The following is a 22,513-nucleotide window of genomic DNA, read 5'->3' as shown; positions in this document are numbered from 1 at the left end:
ATCTTTAGCCTCTCTTGAGAATAAGTTATTTGGTTACTTTGATAAGTACAAAGCTCCAAATGATAAGTTCAAAAGTTTATGTTCTTTCAAATGTTTTAATACCTAATTATTTTTGTCGTTTACTATAGTTGGTATTAGCATCCAATCCTAGGCTCCAAGGCTTAAGCTATTCGTTGCCCATTAATACCTTTGGGCTGTAAAAGATTATTGGCAATATAAATCATAGCCAATACAACCTATTATTAATAGGACGGATATCATGAAATATCAATGTCATCCTAATTTCTACTTAGTGATTATCCTAAAGCTACTGGATTATTAATATTGAAATAGTGTTTAGATTAGGTGAGCAATGCTCTCTAAGGCAAAGGAGAGATAATTGGTTTTGTTCTGCTTGTTCATGGGTTTTCTTTGCGCTTGGCTGCAACAAAAACTCAAAATACTATTAGCTATACAGTAAGAACTGCTGGTTTCAGGTGATTGTTTGAATAATTCCCCTATTTCAGATACATGGGGTAAACAATCAATAAGAAAACAGCCCCATGTTTTTATCCATGAGGCTGCTTGGTAAGAATAAAGACTTTTATCTAAATAAGCTTAGTGCGCTGCTAAGAGTTTTGTGTAGGGCGTTTTTTAGAGCTCTTGCTAGAGCGCTTGGTAGAGCTCTTTGCAGGGCGTTTCTTAGCACTTTTTTCACTCTTCTGAATAGTAATGTACCAAGCGTCAAAGCCCATAAATGTTGCCCTTGGGGTAGCCTTAATAGTATAGTCTTCAACAAATGGTATGACCTTACCTAGTTTTAATTCAAGCTTATTGCTTAGTTGTAGAAACATGGTGGTATTTAATAAGGCACATACTGTTTCTTCATCATAGCCAGGATAGTCCTCTAGACAGATTTCTACTTCATGAAAGCCAAAAGAAGTAAAACCTGATGAGCATATATAGTGTCTATTATCATGCTCATCTATATAACATACGATACCTAGTATATTATCCGCAGCGGTAAAATACTGGTCTTGCAAAGAAAGATGGGCTGGAATATGAAAATCCACTTTGGTTTTTAGGTCATCATTAATGAAGACACCTAAAACCTCGTCAAGCTTAAACAGAGACTCAAGATACTTGTTAAAAAATATTGCAGTCTCGGCAAGACTATTATCGTTGGCGACAGAGCACTCAATAAGTATAGCGGTCTGTTGCTTACACATAATTTGGTACTTTTCATACTCGCCTTCAAAGTAATCAGGTCCAATAGGAAAAGTAAAATGATCGTAATTGATAGTCAAATAGCAAAGGTCTTGATTAAAGAAGGTCTTACAATCATCTGTACCTAGTAAAATAGCAAAATTTTGGTAGTAATCTGGCAGCTGTTGCTTGAAAAGCTTATTGAACTTTTCAAAGTCCTCAATAGGCTTTTTTAGCATAACAATAGCGCTAAAATGATGATAGTGTTCCATTTCCTGATCACTAAAACCCTGAACCTGTTCTTGCGTACGCTCAATGCAGCGATCGAGCTTATAGGCTTGGATAAGAGCCTGTGCAGCTTCATTATCAGGGTCTAAGGCAATAATCTTTTTTAAAGCATTAAAAGCTTCCTTCATCTCTCCTTTGTTGTTAGACAGAATGGCATAAAAAAGGAGCCATTGAGGATTGTTAGATTCAGATTGCTTGTAGTAGCCTAGCAGCTCTTCGCAATATTTGATAAATTTGTTGACAAACAGCTCCAGCTCAGGATCATTATGATCTTCACTATTAGCCTCTTCATACAAATGCTCTAAGATAAAGATACATACCTTGATAAGCTTTAGGTCGCTTTCAAAATTATTTTTTGCAACAGGTGCTTTTACCAGAGTTTGATAGACTTGCTCATACTCTTCATTTTCAATCAACTCTTTTAATGCATCCCAACTTGCAAAACCAGCTATACCATTCTCAGCAGAGTCTGATTCATGAGGCTTTAGTCGGACATAGCTATCACTTTGGTTAAAAGCTTGACAAGCAGCACTTTTAATCTTGTCATTCTGATTGAAGTAATAATCAATACAAGCTAGAAACTTTTGCACGTCCCAGGCAATGCAATCAATATAGCCGTAATTTAAACCTGAGGCATAACCTACAATGGATGCAACAGCTGCGGTCTTATTACGGATAGTAGCTACCATTTTTTCAAGTTGGCTATCAGTAATATGCAAAGAGGAAGACTTAGAAGGGTTAGTCAGCTCAAAGCAAATAAACACAGGAATAGCTCCATTATGATAGAAGCTATTGTACAAAGAGCTTTCCTCTCTTAAAAATTCAACGTGCAAGCCTAAAAGACTACTCATGCCATGGTCAATATCAAAGCGGGAGCACATCTCATTGCCATATGGAGTAGCGTGTTGATACTCCTTAAGGCAAGAGTCTGGTAGTAATTTAACGTCATTATTAAGCTTTAAGCCCTGCTCTTTGAGCTTTAAGATAAAGTTATCGAGAGTGCAGCCTTGATCATAGTCACTTAAATCCTTAATATTTGCTTCCTTGTTTAATAGCTCTAAACCAGCAATGTGATTTAGATAGTTAACCTCACCTAAAGTAGAAGCAATAAAGTAGAAAGCCAGTTTTTGAGCCTGTTCGTCAGTGCTTGTCAACTGTTTAAGTTTAGGAGCAATAATCTTAAGGTCATAGCGGTTGTTGCCAATATCACAGCTATAAACCATGAAATCTTGACTGGTTAACTTTGCAGCTCCATTGTCAATAATTAAGTTAGCATCATATGGTCTGCCAATAATAAATGACCAGTGTTTTTTTAACTTACTAGGGACATGAGCAATAAAAGTTTTTAACTGCAAGGTAGTAGCAAGATCACATTCGGTTGGGAAAATGATCTCATAGACCTTATCTTTAATACCAAGCTCAAAATGAATGTCCTCAAAGAGCACATGAAAGCACTCTTCAAGTAAAGCAATGGCCAAATCATGCTCATTAGTATTAATTAAGTCCTCAATGTGGCTACGACGTTGTTTAAATTCATCCCAAGTAAGTCTGACACGATCTAAAAAAGAGCAAGTAATAATTGGCACATTAATGCCTTGTTCTGAACAATTAATGAAATACTCAACATCATCTTTGATACAGTCATCATCAGGATCGTCAGTATTAAGCAACAAGGCATTTTGCATATATTTAATGCTCAAATCATGCTGCTCAAGATAGAAGTATGCATAGCCTAGACGGAAGTTCCAATTAAAGGTCTCCCCAAGCTCAGCTTCGTGCTTCTTTAGCAAAGCAACAGCCTTTTTAAGATCAAGAATATCTTGAGCTCTGATAGGATTAACTTGAATCTGTTCGCTGTAGGCTATGGCTAACTCACTGTCTAGCAAAGCAGTGCGCTGCTCCTCAGGCAAAGATTCAATCAAATTAATAATCAGCTTTCGCTTGTTTTGCTTACGCCATGTTTGGCATTGCTCTAAAATGTCCATTGCCCCTCCAATGAGAACAGAAAATTGCCCAGATAAAGGTATTAATCTGACTAATAATAAGCTTGCTTGGTAAAATTGCCAAAAAATATTTAAACCAAAATGTGATTTCTATCAATCTAAGATAGCTTGTCTCTTAACAAAGCCCTTATAAATCAAAAATTTGCCCACAACCTCAATTGAGATAACACTCAATCCTTGATATTACCAATCATCTAACGAAAAAAATAAGCAAGTTTATCTTAATAGCCAATGGTTTGACCTATGTTTTAGCTAAGCAAAACATGGCAAGCTATAGTTAAGAATTTTTTTGCCTTTTTGTGAGCCCATCCCTGATGCTAAGTTAAGATTTAGGTATGATGTGCTCTAGTATTTATTTAAAGGAGTTAGGAAACAATGGGTCTCTTTGACTTATTTGGCAAAAAGAACAGCCAGAGCAATGCTTTGCAATATCGCTATCAATATCAGCCTCAACAAGATGCCGCAGTTGAGCAATTTATTGAGCAAAACTTTGGCCCTATTGATACCAGAGTTCACGATATTTGTGGTGATTTAATTAAAGTAGATCTTTGTTTCATTAGCCCAAACGACCATAACCCATCCTATCTCTTAGTCACTAAGGGCTTAGGTGCCTATTTAATGGCTATGAGTGATTATAACGACCCTCAAGCTAACCTTTCTCGAGTGGAATTAGTTTTAGACTCAGGAGAGCCATGGGAAATTGGCTTTGGTGACAATCGTGATTATTGGGCTCAAGAGCTTTGCGCTGCCCTAGCCCAGCAAATTGTTAATAATGGCCTAAATCTCAATACTGGAGTTTTAAACCTTAACAGCCTTGGTATCAATATTCCTGATTGCGCTCAGTCTTTCTTGGTAACCACTCCAGATCACTATGATGCTTATCAAAACTTTGCCTCGAGCGTAGCTTTAAACAATGGCCAAGTATCATTCTTATTGCTAGTTGACCAGGAAAATGACGAGCAAACTAATGATATGTCTGTAGAGCAGCAAGCTTCTACCCTGCAAAGCGCCGCCCCACAAAGCGCTGCTCAGCACGGCGTTGCTGAGCACAGAGCTGATAATTCACTATCTTTTGATAATGTTGATGACTTGGTTGCGTTGGCTGAAAAAAATGGTATTGATCCTATCAATGCCTATAATAGAGCTGCTTTCTTTTTACGCTGGGCTTTTGAAAATATCTTGATTAGCTCTGAGTATCAAGCTTCATTGCAAGGCGATATACGAGCATATTTACAGGATAATCTTAAGAATTTAGACAAAGAGCAACTCTTTACCCAAGAAGGCTTAGACTTTGTTAACTCCTACTATGATGTTGAAGAAGGAGTATGCGCCAATTATATTGAGGACATCTTAAACTTTGTAAGCCAAAAAACTGATTCACAAGAGTATAGCTGTCTATCCCTTGAGTACAACGACTCAAACTACGAAGAGCTAGCATTGCGTATTGATGAAGTTTATGATGCCTTCTTAGAGCAAGTAGAGTACGACAACAGCGAAGATGCAGAGCTTTATGAAGTAGCTAAGAACTTACTAAATACTGATTGTGTTTATTTTGCCCCTACTAATGATGATATCCATTTAGCCTCTGTTTACTCTTATGCTTACGAAAAGAATGATGAGCATAGTGCCCCTATCATTATGGAGCTTGATTACAACTACATTAAGGGTCTTATCAATTATTTATGTCCAAATAGCTGCCGCATGGATAGCTTTGACTATGACCCTAATGAGGCTATGAACTCTGTAAGACAAGCCCTAGCAGAGGCAGATTCTTGTTTAGACCAAGCTCCTGAAATCTTAGCTCGCCTCATGGAGAGCAATTTAGAGGACTTACAAAACAATGGCGGTTCTCTTGATGAGCTAATGGGCGATTTTGAAAGTGCAAAACAAAAGAGAGCCCACACTCCTGAGACCTTTAGTCATAAGGCTTTTGAGTTTGATACTTACTGGCGTGGTGCTACTGCTGTTAACCCAAAGAATAATGAAGAGGAAGAAATTACCAAGGCTACCTTGTTTACTAATCTCCCTGTAGATAGCTATTACAAGATACTGGCTTACTTACCATTTGTGCCTAGCAATTGTGGCATGACCTTGCCTGAAATGATGGCGGTACTAGCTTACTTTGAACAACGCTATGAGGCTTATGTAGCAGTAGTATCGGTTGATACCATTGAGTTTAATGTTGACCGTGTCTTAAGTGAGCAAGAGGCTATGGAGGCAGCAAAAGACCTTTACGCCTTTACCCCATATGCCCTTGATATGTGCGAAGTTAGCGATCCAACTTTATCAGACCTTGCCGCATACTTAATGGAAAACCAAGTTTGGACTTGTAAGTTTGAAATTAATGAAGATGGCGACTGTGGCTCCAATAGCGAAGAGCAAGAGCAAGACAGTGCCTTTTCTTTCTAAAAACAAAATTTTAACTGACTAATTTTCCAAGGCCCTTAAATCTAATTTAAGGGCTTTTTTCATAATGCCTACGCAGCCTCGCAAGCGCCCCTCTATCGCACTTTTAACCATCCTACAGAGGCCCAGCTTACGCTAAGGAGCTTAGCGCAAGCCCCGTATACGCCCTGTGTACGACCAGCGTACGCCCTGCGTACGCTCTGGGCATGCCTTGCGTAAGTCACTGGCCCTTGCGAGTGTTTATGCAAGAGCCATGGCCTTAGCGGTGTTAGGGCAAGAGTACTTTTGTGGTTGCCCTTAGTCTTATTAGCAGATGAGATTAACTCTAATCAGAAGGGCTGCTATAGCATGCTGATATTAGCTGTAAGTTGCTAGAAAAAGTGTAGCGTGGATGGGCTTGCTTCCTTGAGTTTTTGCTAAGGTGGTTTAATGATACTGGTCTTTGGGCTCTGATGGGTTGTTGGGAGTAAATTTTCTTAAGGAGGCTAACAAAGATTAAGCCCAATTATTATACTAGTATGTGCTACAATCATGATAAGCAGTTTTTGTGGTTGAATCGTGGCTTAGAGATTGTATTCAACACTGCCCCTACTGCCCTCAAAAGCTAATAGGCGCAATTTGTTTGGCCTAATAGGATAAGAGTATCAGGGCACCTTTTGGATACTGCTTAGGCATGAGCTGAGATTGAGCTCTAAAAAGAGAGCTTTTTTTAACAGTGCTGATGTAAGTTTTAATCAATACGAGGACAAGTTATGGCTAAGGAACTACAGGGTAATAATGGCGTATTATATCAATATACACCAGAACAAAGAGCCAAGCTTGAAGCACACATTGAGCAGTACTTTGGCCCTATTAGTTTTTTACTTAAACAGCCTGTTAATAAAGATATCCAGTTGGATATTGCTGTTATTGAGCCAAGCGCTAGTCGTAAGCGCAACTTCTATACTCTAGTCACTATTGGTCTGGGTGCCTATAAAATGCCTCTGCCTAGTAATTATGATTTAGATGATTACGAGGCACTCTCTAATCAATTAGATCGCTGCGAATTGGTCATGATGCTTGAACCAAGCTTTAAGATCCCTAGTGCCAATGAAAACCATTATTGGCCTATTCGCTTAATGAAGGAAATAGCTCATTTACCTTTTGAAAAAGGAACCTTCTTAGATTGGGGCGTGTGCTATACCAATAATGAGCCTTTTGCGCCTCATACCAAGTTATCTCATGCACTAATTTGTGGTCTTAATAAAATTTATGAGCCTAAATCTCAGGGAATAATTTTAGGCGAAGATTTTGATGTTGGCTTTTATTTGGTCATGCCTCTTTACCGTCAGGAGTATCGTGTCTTATTGGAGATAGCAGGTATTGATGCAAATGCCACCCTTGATGCCCCTATTGCTAATGAGTATTTAAACAAATTTGTTTCCAGAATGCGCTTTATTGAGCCTTTGGTAAGCAATGGCCGTAATAATGGCTCAGATACTGAGGCTGAATATTGGGCCATGACTTGTGAAGATTACCGTTGGCACCAGTACACCATTGACGATAAAAATCTCAAGGTTGAGCCTATCAATGCTTTAAATCATATTGCTGTCTTATTCCACTTTATGATTGAAAAGAACATGCTCTCTGCTGATTTTATAGAAACTTTTAGTGAAATATCAGATCGCCTAACCCGTAATGAAAACGTCTATGACATTAGAGAGTTATTGCACAAAGAGCTTGTTGGCACTATCGATCGTCGCTTTTTTAATGAAAGTGGTATTGCCTTTTTAAACCACTATTTAAATCGCGATATGGAAATTGCTCCTCGCTATACAGCCGATATTGATTCTTATGCTCTACGCTATTTTGGAGTTGAGAAATACTATTGTAAAGAGTTTGATACTGAGGCTTACTTGCATATTCCTTTTACTCCTCAATACTACTGCGACATGAAGAGCGTAATGGAGCAACGTATGGCTGATTTTGCTGAGCAACATAGCCAAGTAAGCTACATAGACGAGCAAACTTATATTGCGCTACAGCGCTTTTTAGATTGCGAGACTCAGTTTTTCCCTAAGCTACAAAATGATTGCCCAATTAAATCACGCCTCAATTATAACTATAGGTCAGGAGCTGTACATGGCTTTATCCCTGTAGTAATTGAAGTACAGCCATGCTTCTTAGAGATTGCCAATAACATTATCGACAATCTTAATCCTAATCTTACTACTTTAAAGAAGATTAATAATGATCGCTCTCTTGATGCTGAGGATTTAGCTCCTCATAACATTGAAAGAAAGTATGTAAAGCAATTTGGTATCAACAGTCAATTTGTCTTTGAGCAAAACAAAGTTAAAGCGGTACGTTATAACTGTATGAGCACTCCAGATATTATGGATGGCTCTTACTTGACTGCCAAGCGTTTAGAGCAAATGTTTGAAAGTGGCGATATTAGCCGACAAGTTTTAAATGACTATCAACAGCTCAAAGATAAGTTTGTTAAGGAAAATGAGCTTATTAGTAAAAAGCGCGACAATCACAAGCGTCAACTAAAAGCTAAAGACGGTTTGGGGCTCTTATGCTCTTATAATGCTTATGAGCGAGCCCACATCTGTTTAGGAGCATTAGATAAGGCTGATAATATCAATTTATACAGCTATTGGGACGAAAACACCTCCTATACTAAGCCTGTATTAGTAGCCAACATTCCTGTAGACGATCCAACCATGATCTTACCTTATTTATCATTCTTATATCCTAGCGATGATAGTTTGGTACCTCTTGAGATGGTTGAGTTAGCTAAGCATTTTTGGCTCCACTATCGTGCCATACCTGCTGTTATTTCGCTTAGCGGTATTGAGTTTATTACCTGTGCTCCGCTTAGTGACCTTATGGCTCAAATGTTGGCCTACGACATTTTATTGTTAGGTGACTACCTACCTAAAGAAGATGTAGCACGCTCTTTAACTAAAACTTTGCCTGAGCTGTGCAAATTATTAAAGGGTAAAAATAGCTTCTTTTTACCTGTGATCACTCCTCGTAATAGTGATTTTGATGCCTTCATAGAAGAAGTAAACTTATAATAGAAACTCACGGCTACAGGTAAGAAAAGGTACCAAGTAGCCTAATAGCCTCTTAGCAACACAGCAACCTATTTTATAGTGTAAGGATGGAACAGTGCTTAATACCCATTTTAATAAAGCGGCCAATGAACTTGCCAATCATTTAAAAAGCAAGCTTGCACCTACTTTAATGATGAAGAACTTGTCACTAAAGCAGGCCCTCAAATGTGACCAACGTTTGTTCTATGTTTTTGATTTGGACTATCATAATGGCCCATCCTCACAAATGGTAATTATTGGTAATTACTATAGCCTTGATCCTAATGGTCAGGGTATGATTTTAGAGAATTTAGGTAGCTTCAACCCTCAGGTTGCCGCTACAGTGATTAAAACTTTTGTACAAAATCACCCTTTAAGTAGCGAGCATACTATTTTTGATAGTCAATATTCTTTAGACAATGTTGAGCAAGAGATTGAAACTATTGATAGTCAGCTTAATGAAAGCGACGCAGAATCCTTAGCTGAGTTAATGTCTATTCGCTCTATCCATGGCAGCATACTATCAACTAGTGGTGAGCTTAATGTTAACAATGTCCTATCTGCTTTTATGCAATTGTGGAATATAGACTTTAACAGCATTGAGGGCTTTGCTTTAAGCCAGGATGCCAATAGCATTAAGGTTCACTATCACAACTTTGATGTCTATTTAAGCTGCTCACCACGTATTATTAATGATGAATTGCTCCAGACCTCAGCCATGTTTAACCAAAGCTGGCCAGAGGCTTTTTCTAAGAGTAAAAATAGCACTCACATGTTTAATATTACCATTGATAGTAATTGCGACATGCTTGATAAGGCCCGTGAATTTGTTAAATGGGCAGCAGCTATTTTAGCCAGCCATGAAAGCTCTGTAAGTGTGCTTTACAACTATTACATTTATGAGCCACAAGCCTATCTTAACCAAGCTTTGGTTATGAAAGATAATGCTAAGGCCGTTCCTGTAATGAACTTAATTTGGATGTTACTTACCCCAAAGGACGATAAGGTTGTGGTAAACACCAGCGGTTTAAGTGAGCTTGGTCGCTTAGAGTTGGTCTCAGATGAAGTATCTTTAGAGGAAGCCTCTGTTATTACTCAGGTCTTCTATAATGTTGCCCAATTCTTATTAAGCAATAACGCCCACTTACTCCCAGGTAATGAAGTTAAGCTTAATGACGATTTAGTGTTTGACACTCAAATTATCATTTCCCCAGAAGATGGCTCCAAGACCTGCCGTCTAAGCGCCAAAAAATAGCTTTTTTCAAGCTTAGCAGCAAGCCGTCACTGCTATATCAGGATCAGGCATTTACACAACTTAGCCCTCCCCACTCTCAAACCGCCACTGAGCAAGCCCCGAGCAACCTCCGAGCAAGCCCAGTGGCCTTGCCACGCCAATGCCACCACTAACATAGCAGCCATCACTATCATCCACTGCCTAAAGGCAATGCGGTGGGCATGACCTCTTTTTTGAGGCTCAAAAGCGCTAATAACTTGGCCTACTAGAGCCGCCTTGACTTAGTCTCCTCCCATCTTGCGCCATAGAATTTGCCATTTATCTTTCAACAGCCCCAAAAAAATTACAGCACCATCACCATCAATCACTTATTAGCCCCAATGACGCATAGCGCCCTATCCCCTAGCCTTTAACAACCAGCCATGGTTACTTAAGGCCCTACCCTAGCTTTAATAGTACAACACAGCACACTCATAAAGCTTTAGTACCTTTATGCTGTGAAGCCTTGATGCCTTAATAAAAGCTTATAAAAGCCTATGCATGGGTGTGTTTAGGAAAAAAGGCACTAACTTACCAGCACGCATACAGGCAAGCAGGCATGCATGCATGCTTGCTTGCAGACTTACTTTCTGCCCATGAATGATGGCAAAGCGCCTAACCTTGGCTTAATCTACTTGGTAAGTACTATAAGATGGAGCTTGTTTATTGCTATAAAATGAAATGCCTTAGAGTTCATTAAAGGATTAGCTAAGTTAACCTTAGTAGAATGATAAGGCTGTTAATTTTGCTAATAGCTTAGTTAATGTTAAGCAACATGGCACTAATATAGAGCAAATCTTATTGACAATTATGATAATATCTTTAAGAAGTTAAAATTTGGTTTACACCTTTGCTTTACTTTTGCGCATCAAAGTAGTCATTCCTAATTGATCTCAAATATTATTAGAGTATGATTACGCATGTTTTTTTGATTGATACTTTCACTGGAGGCTTGAATGATCATTGAACATATGAGAAAAGCCAGTCTTGAATTAGCTGATCATATTGCGCAATTTAATTATGACCAAAGGCCTCTATCAGTAGACTTTATTAATGGCTTCTTTTTCTACAATCGACTCTATTATGTATTTAGAGTTAATTTGCGAGAGTACCTTCCTGAATTATTAGGCGTGGTCGGCGGCTATCGCTCTTTTGATCCCATGGAAAAAGCCAAGATCTGTAATGCTCAATATAACTATGACTTAGAGTTGGTACAGCCTTTAATTAGAGTTTTAACCTGTAATCTCAAAGAGATTAAACAGCATGCTCTCATGTATTACCATGCTACCCAAAAATTAGAGATTGAAGGCCCTGATAATCGTCAATTAATTACCAACTATCATTTTGAGCCCTCATTAAGCTTGGATATTGAGACTAATAGCCCTAGTCCTGACTATGCTTTTGCTAGCCACATTCTCGACTATCCTAAGATTTTACCTGCTCCTATTTACGAAGATCTCTCTAAACTGGTAATGGCTAAGTTTAGCTTTAGTCATGTACTTTTAAAAACAGCTTCGTTTTCAGTTGAGGACTTTATTGATTGCTTTGAGGAATTATGGTCAGAGCGTCTTAGACCTGATAACTACAATATTAAGCCACGCCGCTTGCAAGCTCGCTTACCTCCTGAGGGAACTTATAAGAAGCAAAATAAACACTTTAACTTTCAAGTGGATAATGATTTAACTTTATCAATCAACATTAACCAGTCTGCTAAGTTTATTAAAGAATATGCACGCAAATATAAAGGGTCTTTATTAGAGCCTAATCTAAAAGATTTTGCCTCCAAAACCCATAAGACTTTGCAAATTAGCTGTACTAGCAGAAAAGGAACTTTAATCGAAGCTACCCGCTTTTTAGTTAAAGCTGTTACGGCCTGCTGTAATTTGTTTAATGCTCAAGCAGTAGTGACCAATAATTTTGTTTATAAGGCTAATTTATACAAAGAAACAGCCCTGCAAAGCTTAGATGCCTCCATTGACTATTTTTCCTGGTTCCCAACTTTTAATATTTTGGGCAACAAAATTATGCTTTTGCATAACCACGAAAAGCTCTGTGCAGGTACTGAGGGCATGAATCGTTTTAACTTGCTTGATATCTTCATTCCTGAATGTGACTTACAAGCAACCGATATGGTTAATGTATTAAACACCTTAGCCCGTGCTTCTTTTGACCATAAAGGAGACATTGCTAATCGCCGTTTCCATATTAAATCCTTAAATTGCGTTGTCATAACCTCAGTAAAACGTAGTGCTCGCACTAATAAGCGCTATCTTATGGCTAAAGTTTTTAGTAAAGATAAGCCATTAACCCCTGAGGACTTGATGGACGTTAAGTTCCAGCGCCCTCTAACAAGCTATAGAAAGAAGCACTCTTAACCAAGAGCTTGATTAATCAAGGTTTAGCAATCTAAGCCCCAGCACAACCTTGTAAGGCCATACCTGCCCCCTGGCAGGTGCCATGCCTTACCATGTACTGCCAGGGACAGGCTATAGTTGGCCTATCCTGGCCAGACCAGGCCCTCTCAGGCCCGCTCTGACACACTCTTAAACGGGCCCAAGCCATATAAAAGCTATGCTCTCTTAATAGAATTAAATTAGTGCACCAGCAAATTAGCTTGCCCCATGGCCCATCTTAAAAGCTAAGGCACCCAAGCACCAAAGATAGCGAGCTATCCATAGAGCAGGCAAGCAACAAAGCTTGCCCTCTAGCCTTCTTGCCAGCAGAGCAATTACCATTGTGGTTAGGGGCTTACCTATTTAGAGCTCTCAAGCTAAAATATTACTGTCTGAGTGCTATTATATTGGCCTGTAAGTATTCTAAAAACTCGTAATTCGGGCATTATTTCGAGTTTAGGGTGTTATTTATAATTTTTTTTAGGAGAATTGAATGAGTAACGAGAACCAAAGTCTTAATGAAGGGCAAGAGCAGGAATTTAATGCTGAGTTTGTACAAGCTATGGCCGTGATTGAAAACAAAGATCCTGCTAAGCGCTCTGTTGAAGACGACTGTATGTTGGCTTCTTACTATTTCATGCTCTCCGAAGGTAAAGATCGCTCTAAGATTGAACAAGCCTTAGAGATCTTCTTACGCCATGGCGTTACCTTATATGAATCCCCTATTTGGAATTACCATGTAGGTATTTGCTATTACTATTTAAGACAGCCTGAGGCTGCCATGCGCTTTTTAAGCAAAGCCAAACAAGACGAGGAATATGGTGCTACCTCAGCCCAATATCTGCAAAGCTGTATTGATATTTTGCAAATTCCAAATTTTGCTCATAACTTTACCGAGCGCTCTCAAGAGTGCTATAAGCAGTTACTAGAGCAAGTTCCAAGCTTGCTTAAAGAAATCACTGAGCAATACCAAAGCCCTAATGTCATCAGCAAAGAACTCCACAAAAAGGTAATGGAGCTCTTAAACATTGCTTTTGCCCGTGTCTCTTTTAATTTAAGCTGCACTCAAGAGCCAGGCGCTCAAGTATGGGATCCTACTATTACCTTTGAGCCTATGGGTAATATTGCTCGTGCTTTAGCTATTAACTACTTTATTGAGCATGCCCCTAAAGAGCTTACCCAATTAATTAAATTAAGATTAGGCTTACCTCGTGATAGCTCTTTTAGCTTGAATTTTGGTAAAACCAAATTAAATCACGATAGCGTTAAGTGTTTTGTTAACAAACGCAATGATGACTATCATGTATTCTTACACTGTCCACAGCTGAAAAATCTCTTAAAAGATGATTTTTATGCCGCTTATAAAATGCACCTTGATTTAGCCAATAGTGCTTTAGGTGAAATTGGTGCTTTAAGCCAAAGAATTACCTTTGATGTGATTTATGAACTCAAAGCTCCTGATGACAGCATCTTAGGCCCAGTACCTTTATCTTGTCTGTATGATGAGCTAACTAAGTTACAGGTTAAACTAGACGGCCCAACTAAAGAGCTCTTAGACTCAAGCTATCGTGATTACGAGCCTAATAAGCCATCCGTTGCTAATGATAAGTTAGAGCCACACGACAGCGTAAAATGCACCATTGTGCCAGATCGCTCTGATGTAGTAAAAGGCTATAGCCGTTGTTTCCAGCTTATCAATGAGTTTAAGGGCAATGATTATCGTCTTACTGACGAATTGCATGAAAATGGCGCTGTAGCTGGCTATTTTGCTTTTGAGGGCCAAAAGATTTTTGCACTCAATTCCCCTATTAAGTTTGATGAGTTCTTAAGTAAGCTACAAGAGACTATTTGTGACGAGTTGGGGAGCGACGATGCTCTATTAGTAGGTCAAGCTACTGGCTCACAATACTATTATGTCGATTTTATTGCCTTTGACCTTAAGGCCTTATTAGAGCGTGTACTACCACTATTTGCAATTTTCGACATTCCAGTTTACTTTGGCACCTTCCGCTCCATTGTGCCACCTGTAAGCCTAAGCGTTGAAAACAAAGCCTAAAACGCCCTAGCGCCAGCGCAGGTGCCAGGGCCTATACAGGCTCTGGCACTAGCACTGGCTCTAACAAGGGCATTTACACAAAAAACCAAAGCTTTAAGCCCTCATCTAGAGATATCAATACTATGTCTTAGATGGGGGGCTTTTAGATATTTATAGCTTTGAGCATTTTGGATGGCACTTTTGGAATAGTGCTATAAGTTATCTCACCTTTATTGTATCGTAAGACATGGGTAACTTTGGACTTACGATGGCGCTTGATATTGGACATCATAATAGACATTTTCCTTTGCTCGTTATCGCAAAGAATCATGTGCTTACTTATGATTTCCTCAATCTCTTTGACAGTTAATCTAAAGCTATGTTGATTAAACAAATAATAATCAACTAACATCTTGGAGCTGCTGTTTGAGTCATAACTATAGGCCAATCTTTCTAAAGAAGAGACCTTTAAACTTAACTCAAAGAGTTCCTTATCTTGATAGTAAATTGGAGTATAGTCCTTCATCCATTCATGCTTATAAATAGTTGCATAACGGACAGGATCTACATAGCATAAGGTATGGCGAGGAACTCCAAAGGCATATTCACAATTGTAGCCAGGATTGTTCCAAGCTTGATGGTCTAAAGATTCTTGATGATTGTAGTCGCGAATGGCCTCAATTATGTAGTACTCTTGCAAGGCATGGGCTAGTACATGTCTTTGAACTAAAGCCGTTAGTAAACGAATATCTGGTCCATTAAATAAACCATCAAAGCTAAACCACTCCTGGTAAGTACCTACATAGCTTATTGATCTTTTTACCATGCCCACAATATATTCGGGCAAGTTGCCATCAATATTGTTAGCCTCTTTACTTACAAGGCGCTCTTGAAAATTATAAGTATAACTGTCCTCGATCACACTATCATAAGTGCGCTTTAAAGGGCCATCGATAATGGTGTAATTACCTCCCCAAAAGAGATCCATACCCATCATTTCATCAAGATCCATCACTATACCCCTTATCTTACAAGGCTACCTTATGCTTTGGCTTTCTAAGCTTGGTTAGTGCTCTATCTTTGCTACATACATAGGCACTCTTATCCATAAGTTTCATTAAGGTGCGAGCACTGTATTGCTCAGCGTAGTCAATTTCCTCTTGATAGAGCAGCACTACTTGGTAAAAATTGATGTGTCCTAGGTTGTCTAACTCTAAACCATAAGAGCTATCTTGGGCAGGATTTAATAAAATAGCACCTGCGTAATTAGTTCCTGGAGCATAGTCTTCATCCTGAGGGAAAGAAATAATATGACCCTGAGCCATCCATGAATCGTACACAAAAGGCAGACGTGAGAGCACACTTAATAAAGTGATAGGCCAGTTCTCTTGCTCTTCTTCGGACTCAAGATTCCAATCACTAGCTAAAGCTAAATACAACTCAGCTCTATCTAAGTTAAGGGCTTTAAACTCGTCAGGAACAGGCATTTTATGAGCGCCCATACCTTTAGTAACTAAATACTGACAAGCGCCCTCTTGGTTTTCGCTAGGCTTAATAATATCGATATCACATTTAATGTGATCAGTTTGACTGTCTTCCACTTGTAAATAGATAGGGCCAAAGCACTGTTCAATATGCTCTTTCACCGCTTTTAGCTGAACTTGAGTATAGAGCTCCAAATTTGGCAAGTGCTTTTTAATTTCTGCAATTTGAGCGCTCTTATCTTGCTCCTGAGCTTGTGCCTGCTCCTGCTCCTGAGCAGTCGCAGGATCAAGTGCTTGCTCTAGCACTTGCTCAGACTTAGACACTTGTGCCTCTTCTTTGGCAGCTGTTTGCTCTTTACTTGCTTGCCCTGTTAGCAGTGCCTGTAATTTGCTGTGTATATTTTGGTTAATATCAGCCTCTTTACCATCACCTAGGGCTGCATTAACTACTGCCTCTGCAAAAGCATCTTTTAGCATGCCTTGCATAGCTTTGCCCAATAGCTCACCCTGAGCTAACATTTCTTGCTCACTGACATTAGTTTGCTGCTTACAATCATGATTAGATGCTAATTTGGCCATAGAAATCTTTAATCCAGTTAGAAAAGTTAGACCAATAGTATATAGCAAAACTATGAGTTAGGAGGGTAGATCTATATTGTGATAGCTTATAAAGAAAAGAGAAGCACAAGGATTTATGCCGAAATGAACAGATAACTTTCAGCTAAAAGTCAACTAAATAAACTTAGTTGTACCTAAAGAAGACATTAAATAAAGACTGATGACAAAAGCTACATTAAGTGCTGGTCAGCAATTAAATCATCGTCAACGGTAGTAAAGTACTCTAAAGACTTGCGACATAACTTAATGCCGTCAATGTTGAAAGTGTAGAAGACCCACTTACCTTCACGACGACCTTTAGTAATGTTAGCCTCACATAAAATGCGCATGTGATGAGAAAGAGTTGGTTGGCTAATATTTAACTCCTTTAAGAGTTCACAGCCACAGATTTCACCCTTTTTCAAGATTTTTAAAATCTTAAGTCGATTAGGATCACTCAAGGCCTTAAATACATGAGCTTTGCGTTCTAATTCGTTCACAGTAAACCTCAAATAAGCATATAAGCAATTTAAACATAGGCAAAACGATGGTTTTTATTATATCGCAGGTTCAACAATATTTGAGACTAATTTATATATTTACTCCCAATTAAATTATTTAAATTTGTGATCTAACTCATATTAATATTTGGTTCTAACTCACATTTTTATCTTAAGTTTTTTTGACAAATTAGCTCTTATCATAGTAATAACTAAAGATAAGACTGCGTTATAACTAATAAAACGCCATATTTATGCCACTCTTTCACATTTTGATGCATGAATAATAGATCTTGCATTTTGGGTCAATCTTTGTACAAAGCAAACTATAGTAAAAGATCCCTAAAATTCTTTATTTCAGAGCCCCTACTCCTTACTAAAATGGCTTGCGTTTAAGCTTTGTTAGGTATTTTCTCTCGAGCTTGACTTGCAAATTGGCCTTGCCCAAGCATAAGGAATATTTTTTAAACTTAACTAAACTAGTCGCAGCATCTTTACCTCGTTAACTCAAAAATTTTTGAGTTAACTTATCGGGTCTTTTTTCTTAATCTAGCTTTTATATCGCCTTGTTCTAATAGATAGCTAAGCTTTCTTTACTTTAGGGAATGATTAACTTTTCTTGTGATGATAATAATGACCAATAAGCCATTTATTGGCTACTATCATCTTACTATTGTGCTATCTTTGAGAACGTTGGTTAGTATCTATTAGCACTGTTTAGCTTCTATTTAATCAATCTCACAAATTTCAATATTGGCTAATAACTCGTATTAATTTTGTGACGTGATACCTTGCTTTTGTTTAATAGGCCATGTAAAGAATCTTACCTTAAGAATTTATCTATTATAGTTTTGATTTTTTACAAAAATGCGTTTTGTTGCACTATTCTGGTCGTATAATATCGAGCAGTAAATCCTTGACTAAATCAAGCATTCTACTCTTAACGCCATTATAGAGCTGCCTTAATTTGCGTTTTATTGTTCACTTAAATAACAAAGCACAATAGTCTAAGCAAAACGATACTTATGGATACTTTACGACAGTCTCTATATGGCGCTTGCTCTTTTAGACTTTAGAGATTCTGCCGTTTGTCTCTGACTTTTCTAATTTCTTGAGCAAGAACATAAGTACCTGTTTCTTGTGGCATATCCATAGGTACTAGGAATGCAAGACATCATGTAAGTTCTCTTCTTTTGGATCCTACTAGTCTTGTAATTATTAATCTTTATTTTTTCTCGTTGCTTTTTGTCTATTTAACGAGGGTTGTCGCTAAGACCTATCCATCACTGCTTATTAAGCTTCATTAGCATTGCTATCTAGTTCTGCTAGTTAAGTAATACTAATAGGTATAGGCCTTACTGAGGTTGAGTACAAATGTTCGATTGTTTTTATAATTTAAGCAGTAAGCTAAAGCTTTTTATCCTTTCTGCTACTCTTATTACAATGACAATAATTGTTGCCGCTGTATCCTACACTGCTATTTACAACAGTGTAAGTGCCGCTCAACATGTATCACTTATCTTGGGACGCTCTGCGGTGCGTGTTAATAATTTCCAGGATAGCTTGCGAGTAATGGATAACACCACCTTAGCCTACTTATCTCAATCTACAGGAGCCCCATCTGACTATAGCCAGTTTAGAACTGAAACAGAAAACATTGTTCGTGGCGTGATTTCTACAGCCGATATTATGAATCCTCAGCGTATTGGTGACTTGCAATCCGACCCTGAGTACATGCGTACTATTGCTAAGCTTAAGGATGATGCCAAAGTATTAATGGGCCCTTATCAAGAAAGCGTCAAGCTGATCAAAGAAGACAAAGATAAAGGCTTAAAACACTATTTAACTGTACTCCGTCCTAAAGTAATCGAGCTGATTAAAACCTCTGAATACGCCATCTCTCAACAAGACAAGCTCATTGTCAGCATGGCTACTGAAGCTGCCGATATGCGCATGGCTTACCTTTCAATTGCAGTAGCTGTAGCCTCTATTATCTTTGGTGTGATTTTATCTTGGCTTATCGTTTCTTACATTTCTAAGTGCATTACCCGCCAAGGAAACTTTATTGACCAAATGTGTAAGGGCAACTTCAATTATCGCATTGCTGCCTATTACCAAGACGACTTTGGCAATATCATCGATAAGATCCGTATTTTACGAGATAATATGAACAAGGCCTTAAAGGATGTAATTGAAAACTCCAATTTAACCAATAAGACCTTAAGTGAAGTAATTAGAATGTCCCGCAATATTGCTGAAAAAGTTGGCGAATGCGAGGGCAAGTCAATTACTGTATCAGCAGCGTCCGAGCAAATGCTATCCACTACTATGGATATTGCTAAGAACTGCGAAGAAGCCTCCTCAAAGTCTATTACCACCAAGGAAATTATTGATAATGGTGTAGGCCGTATTCAGCAAACCATTGAAGCTATTCGCAAGCAGAGCCATGAGATTCACTCCAACTCCGTTGCTGTTGAGAAGGTAGCAAAGCGCTCTTTAGACATTAACTCCATTGTTAATACTATTGAAGAAATTGCTGCTCAAACTAACCTCTTAGCCTTAAATGCAGCCATTGAGGCCGCTCGTGCTGGTGAGGCAGGCCGTGGCTTTGCCGTGGTAGCTGATGAAGTGCGTGCGCTGGCAAGCCGTACCTCTGAGTCTACCAAGGAAATTGCTGACATGGTGGCTGACATTCAAAAAGATGCAGCCAATGCTGCTGAATCCATTAACCACTCAGTACAAACTATGGAAGCAACCTCTCAAGATACTGCTGAGGTTGAAAGCACCATGCGTGATATGATTGAGCACGTGGATCACGTTAATATGCAAATTGCTCAAATTGCCTCTGCTGCCGAGGAGCAATCAGCTGCCACTAACGAAATCTCTACCAATATCCATGATATTTCTAACTTAGCTCAAGACGCTAATACTGAAACTCAGAACACTCAAGAAATTATCGACAAGACTGTGGTTGCCCTCCACTCCTTACTTGATAGTATTTCCTACTTCAAGATCGCAGAGGAAACCAAATAGAATACTCAACCTAAAGCTAAAGCCTATACCTCCAAGCTTAGCCTTTAGCTTATAATTATCCTAAAGCTCTAAGCGCCTAGCCCTTAGAGCTTTTTTAATGCGCCCGCCCATCATCACCCCTATCCCCTTCGAGCAAATCATGCTCGCTATCCTCAGCATGCCTCTGCCCTTATAGCCAATCATGCGCCCTATCCTTAGCGTGCCGTTGTCATAAGAACTCTTAATGCGCCCGCACTAGTATTCATCATGTACAGGTGTCATAAATCCCAATAGCTCCTCCAGACCTGCTTTAAATGCAATAAGTCCTGGATTAAGTAATAAATTTAGTGTTCGTGAGCAATAAAAAACCCGCCTTACTAGAGCCTTTGTGGCTTTTGTCAGCGGGTTTTAGTTAACTATAGAAAGTTGTACTAACAAGCAGACTAGTTGGAAACCTTAAGTCTATCCTCATAATCTTCAATAATACGTTGAATCATATCGCTTAATTTACCCCCATCAATATAGCCGCCTTGAGCTGTGGAGGTTGTTGACAACTTACAAATCATATGGCCATTACCTGATAGTTTTGAAGCATCAAATTCATTATCGCCCAATATGATTTTTGAATTTATTGAATCCGTTGTTTTTAAGCAAATACGATTGTCCAATTGCCCCTTGATGCTACCTTCCATAATTTTGGCATCTGGACGTTGAGTTGCCAAAATTAAGTGAATGCCAGCAGCACGAGCCTTAGAGGCAAGGCGATTAACATATTCGCTAGCACGTTTTCTAAAGGAATCATCACCAAACCAATCGGCAAACTCATCCATAACAAAGAAAATGTGAGGCAAACGCCCTCTTTGATATTGACAACAAATCTTGTTGTAAGCGTCAATAGTATTGATAATGGACTTAAGTTGATGCCCTTGGCTTTGGATAAAAGCCATTAGAGAGGTAAATTCTTGGTAGCGCTCCTCCATAATATCAACTAAAAGCTCCATCTTTTCCAAAGCTTCTTTTTGATTAGTAATTAATCCGTATTTTTTTAAGTGAGGCAAGTTTTTAAAGAAGAAGAACTCAGCTCCACCTTTAGGATCAACCAAGATTATCTCTAGCTCGTTATGCAGATTGGTTAACACCATATCTAACAAAAGAGTGTTAAGACAAACTGACTTTCCAGAACCAGTACTACCTCCTATTAGTGTATGAGGAGAATCTTTACGCAAGTCTAAATAGACTGTAGCGCCTGTCTCTTCACCCAGACCTAAAATAAACTTGGAGTTAAAGCCGCGATAAGTTTCCCCATTGAACTCATAGAAATCGAAATTAAAATCATGACCTTTTAGCAGTGATAAATAAGAAACAAAGGCACGATGCTTAAATTTTACATAAACATCAATTTCACCTGGCTTAGGACGCAGCTCTACTATATCAACCTTATACTTAGTCAAAAAGTATTGCTTGTCGCTTTCTTTAATCTTAGAAAGATCAAAATTACCAGTGCCATCGAAACTAAAAATTGCTCCATTACAAGTTAGCTTTTTCTTAGTGAGCACTGGATCAATGCCTTTGTCTTTAAGGGCTTGAATTAAAGCTTTCTCATTGTTCTCAAACTCAATTAGGCGTAGTTGTTCTTTGTCATCAAAAATTTGACTTGAACTTTCGATAAGCTTCCATACCTTTGGATGCTCAGCCCAGAACTCATGTATCTTAAGCGGCTCATTATTGCTAGAAGCACTCTGCTGTTGCTTATCATCCTGTTTTGGACTATGAATTTCAAATTTTGGAGGCAACTTTACAGCTGGAGTGGCTAACTGTGCGGAGCCATTATTCTCAGCTTTAACAGATGATTCTGCACTCTGCTTGCCCTCTTGCTCAGCACTAGTAATCATGCCACCATTTTCTGGTGCTACATGTACTTTAGCCTCAGTTTGGTTAGCAGCATTGCCATTTGCATTACCCTGATTGGTGGTATGTTGTTCTTGTGGCACTGATGGCACCTTAGTTTCCTCAGAGCCAGTAGTTAGTCCACCATTTTCTGGTGCTACAGGCAAGGCTGGAGCTTTAGCCTCAGTCTCAGTCTCATTATTGCCACTACCATTACCTTGACTGGCAGTTTGATTTTCCTGTGGCACTGATGGCACCTTAGTTTCCTCAGAGCCAGTAGTTAGTCCACCATTTTCTGGTGCTACAGGCAAGGCTGGAGCTTTAGCCTCAGTCTCAGTCTCATTATTGCCACTACCATTACCTTGAC

General features: G+C 38.8%; 11 protein-coding genes. 6 read left to right on the top strand and 5 right to left on the bottom strand.

Annotated features, from left to right (window positions below; all coding sequences use genetic code 11):
• Positions 1-608: 608 nt before the first annotated feature.
• A complete protein-coding gene (locus MXE38_RS09145) occupies positions 609-3,458 on the bottom strand; it encodes a hypothetical protein (protein WP_246914118.1) in 2,850 nt (949 codons plus the stop codon).
• A gap of 393 nt (positions 3,459-3,851) precedes the next feature.
• Here MXE38_RS09145 and MXE38_RS09140 point away from each other — a divergent pair, with 393 nt between their 5' ends.
• The 5 genes from MXE38_RS09140 (at position 3,852) to MXE38_RS09120 (ending at position 14,687) form a co-directional block, all read left to right on the top strand.
• Positions 3,852-5,885, top strand: a complete 2,034-nt coding sequence (locus MXE38_RS09140; RefSeq protein WP_246914117.1) for a DUF4253 domain-containing protein — start codon at positions 3,852-3,854, stop codon at positions 5,883-5,885.
• Between the two features lie 749 nt (positions 5,886-6,634).
• A complete protein-coding gene (locus MXE38_RS09135; RefSeq protein ID WP_246914116.1) occupies positions 6,635-8,947 on the top strand; it encodes a suppressor of fused domain protein in 2,313 nt (770 codons plus the stop codon).
• A gap of 94 nt (positions 8,948-9,041) precedes the next feature.
• On the top strand, positions 9,042-10,220 hold the full coding sequence (locus MXE38_RS09130; protein ID WP_246914115.1) for a hypothetical protein: 1,179 nt from the start codon (positions 9,042-9,044) through the stop codon (positions 10,218-10,220).
• A gap of 974 nt (positions 10,221-11,194) precedes the next feature.
• Positions 11,195-12,613 (top strand): hypothetical protein, encoded by a 1,419-nt coding sequence (locus MXE38_RS09125; protein ID WP_246914114.1) that lies wholly within the window; start codon positions 11,195-11,197, stop codon positions 12,611-12,613.
• A 511-nt stretch (positions 12,614-13,124) separates the two neighbouring features.
• Positions 13,125-14,687, top strand: coding sequence for a hypothetical protein (locus MXE38_RS09120; protein WP_246914113.1), 1,563 nt, complete (start codon positions 13,125-13,127; stop codon positions 14,685-14,687).
• Between the two features lie 142 nt (positions 14,688-14,829).
• Here the strand turns inward: MXE38_RS09120 and MXE38_RS09115 are convergent, their stop codons facing one another.
• The 3 genes from MXE38_RS09115 to MXE38_RS09105 form a co-directional block, all read right to left on the bottom strand.
• Entirely contained in the window at positions 14,830-15,678 is an 849-nt protein-coding gene (locus tag MXE38_RS09115) for a hypothetical protein (RefSeq protein ID WP_246914111.1), read from the bottom strand.
• A 16-nt stretch (positions 15,679-15,694) separates the two neighbouring features.
• Positions 15,695-16,729 carry a suppressor of fused domain protein gene (locus MXE38_RS09110; protein ID WP_246914110.1) on the bottom strand — a complete coding sequence of 345 codons (1,035 nt, stop codon included), beginning with the start codon at positions 16,727-16,729 and terminating at the stop codon, positions 15,695-15,697.
• A gap of 209 nt (positions 16,730-16,938) precedes the next feature.
• Positions 16,939-17,247 carry a metalloregulator ArsR/SmtB family transcription factor gene (locus MXE38_RS09105; RefSeq protein WP_246914109.1) on the bottom strand — a complete coding sequence of 103 codons (309 nt, stop codon included), beginning with the start codon at positions 17,245-17,247 and terminating at the stop codon, positions 16,939-16,941.
• 1,443 nt (positions 17,248-18,690) lie between these two features.
• Between MXE38_RS09105 and MXE38_RS09100 the strand changes: the two genes are divergently transcribed.
• Positions 18,691-20,280: a methyl-accepting chemotaxis protein gene (locus MXE38_RS09100; RefSeq protein WP_246914108.1), complete on the top strand. Its 1,590-nt coding sequence runs from the start codon at positions 18,691-18,693 to the stop codon at positions 20,278-20,280.
• A 422-nt stretch (positions 20,281-20,702) separates the two neighbouring features.
• On the opposite strand, the gene MXE38_RS09095 is transcribed toward MXE38_RS09100, so the two are convergent.
• The coding region (locus MXE38_RS09095) for an FtsK/SpoIIIE domain-containing protein (protein ID WP_246914107.1) at positions 20,703-22,513 on the bottom strand (1,811 nt) is incomplete at its 5' end.

This window comes from Anaerobiospirillum sp. NML120448 (assembly GCF_023050945.1).
In the GTDB taxonomy this organism is placed as follows: domain Bacteria; phylum Pseudomonadota; class Gammaproteobacteria; order Enterobacterales; family Succinivibrionaceae; genus Anaerobiospirillum.
Note: the sequence above shows the minus strand (reverse complement) of the source record. Positions and strands in the feature narration are given on the sequence as shown.

Excerpts from the sequence above, each read along its gene's own strand:
- MXE38_RS09145 (WP_246914118.1), bottom strand. The coding sequence starts at position 3,458 with ATGGACATTTTAGAGCAATGCCAAACATGGCGTAAGCAAAACAAGCGA.
- MXE38_RS09140 (WP_246914117.1), top strand. The coding sequence starts at position 3,852 with ATGGGTCTCTTTGACTTATTTGGCAAAAAGAACAGCCAGAGCAATGCT.
- MXE38_RS09135 (WP_246914116.1), top strand. The coding sequence starts at position 6,635 with ATGGCTAAGGAACTACAGGGTAATAATGGCGTATTATATCAATATACA.
- MXE38_RS09125 (WP_246914114.1), top strand. The coding sequence starts at position 11,195 with ATGATCATTGAACATATGAGAAAAGCCAGTCTTGAATTAGCTGATCAT.
- MXE38_RS09120 (WP_246914113.1), top strand. The coding sequence starts at position 13,125 with ATGAGTAACGAGAACCAAAGTCTTAATGAAGGGCAAGAGCAGGAATTT.
- MXE38_RS09115 (WP_246914111.1), bottom strand. The coding sequence starts at position 15,678 with ATGGATCTTGATGAAATGATGGGTATGGATCTCTTTTGGGGAGGTAAT.
- MXE38_RS09110 (WP_246914110.1), bottom strand. The coding sequence starts at position 16,729 with ATGGCCAAATTAGCATCTAATCATGATTGTAAGCAGCAAACTAATGTC.
- MXE38_RS09100 (WP_246914108.1), top strand. The coding sequence starts at position 18,691 with ATGACAATAATTGTTGCCGCTGTATCCTACACTGCTATTTACAACAGT.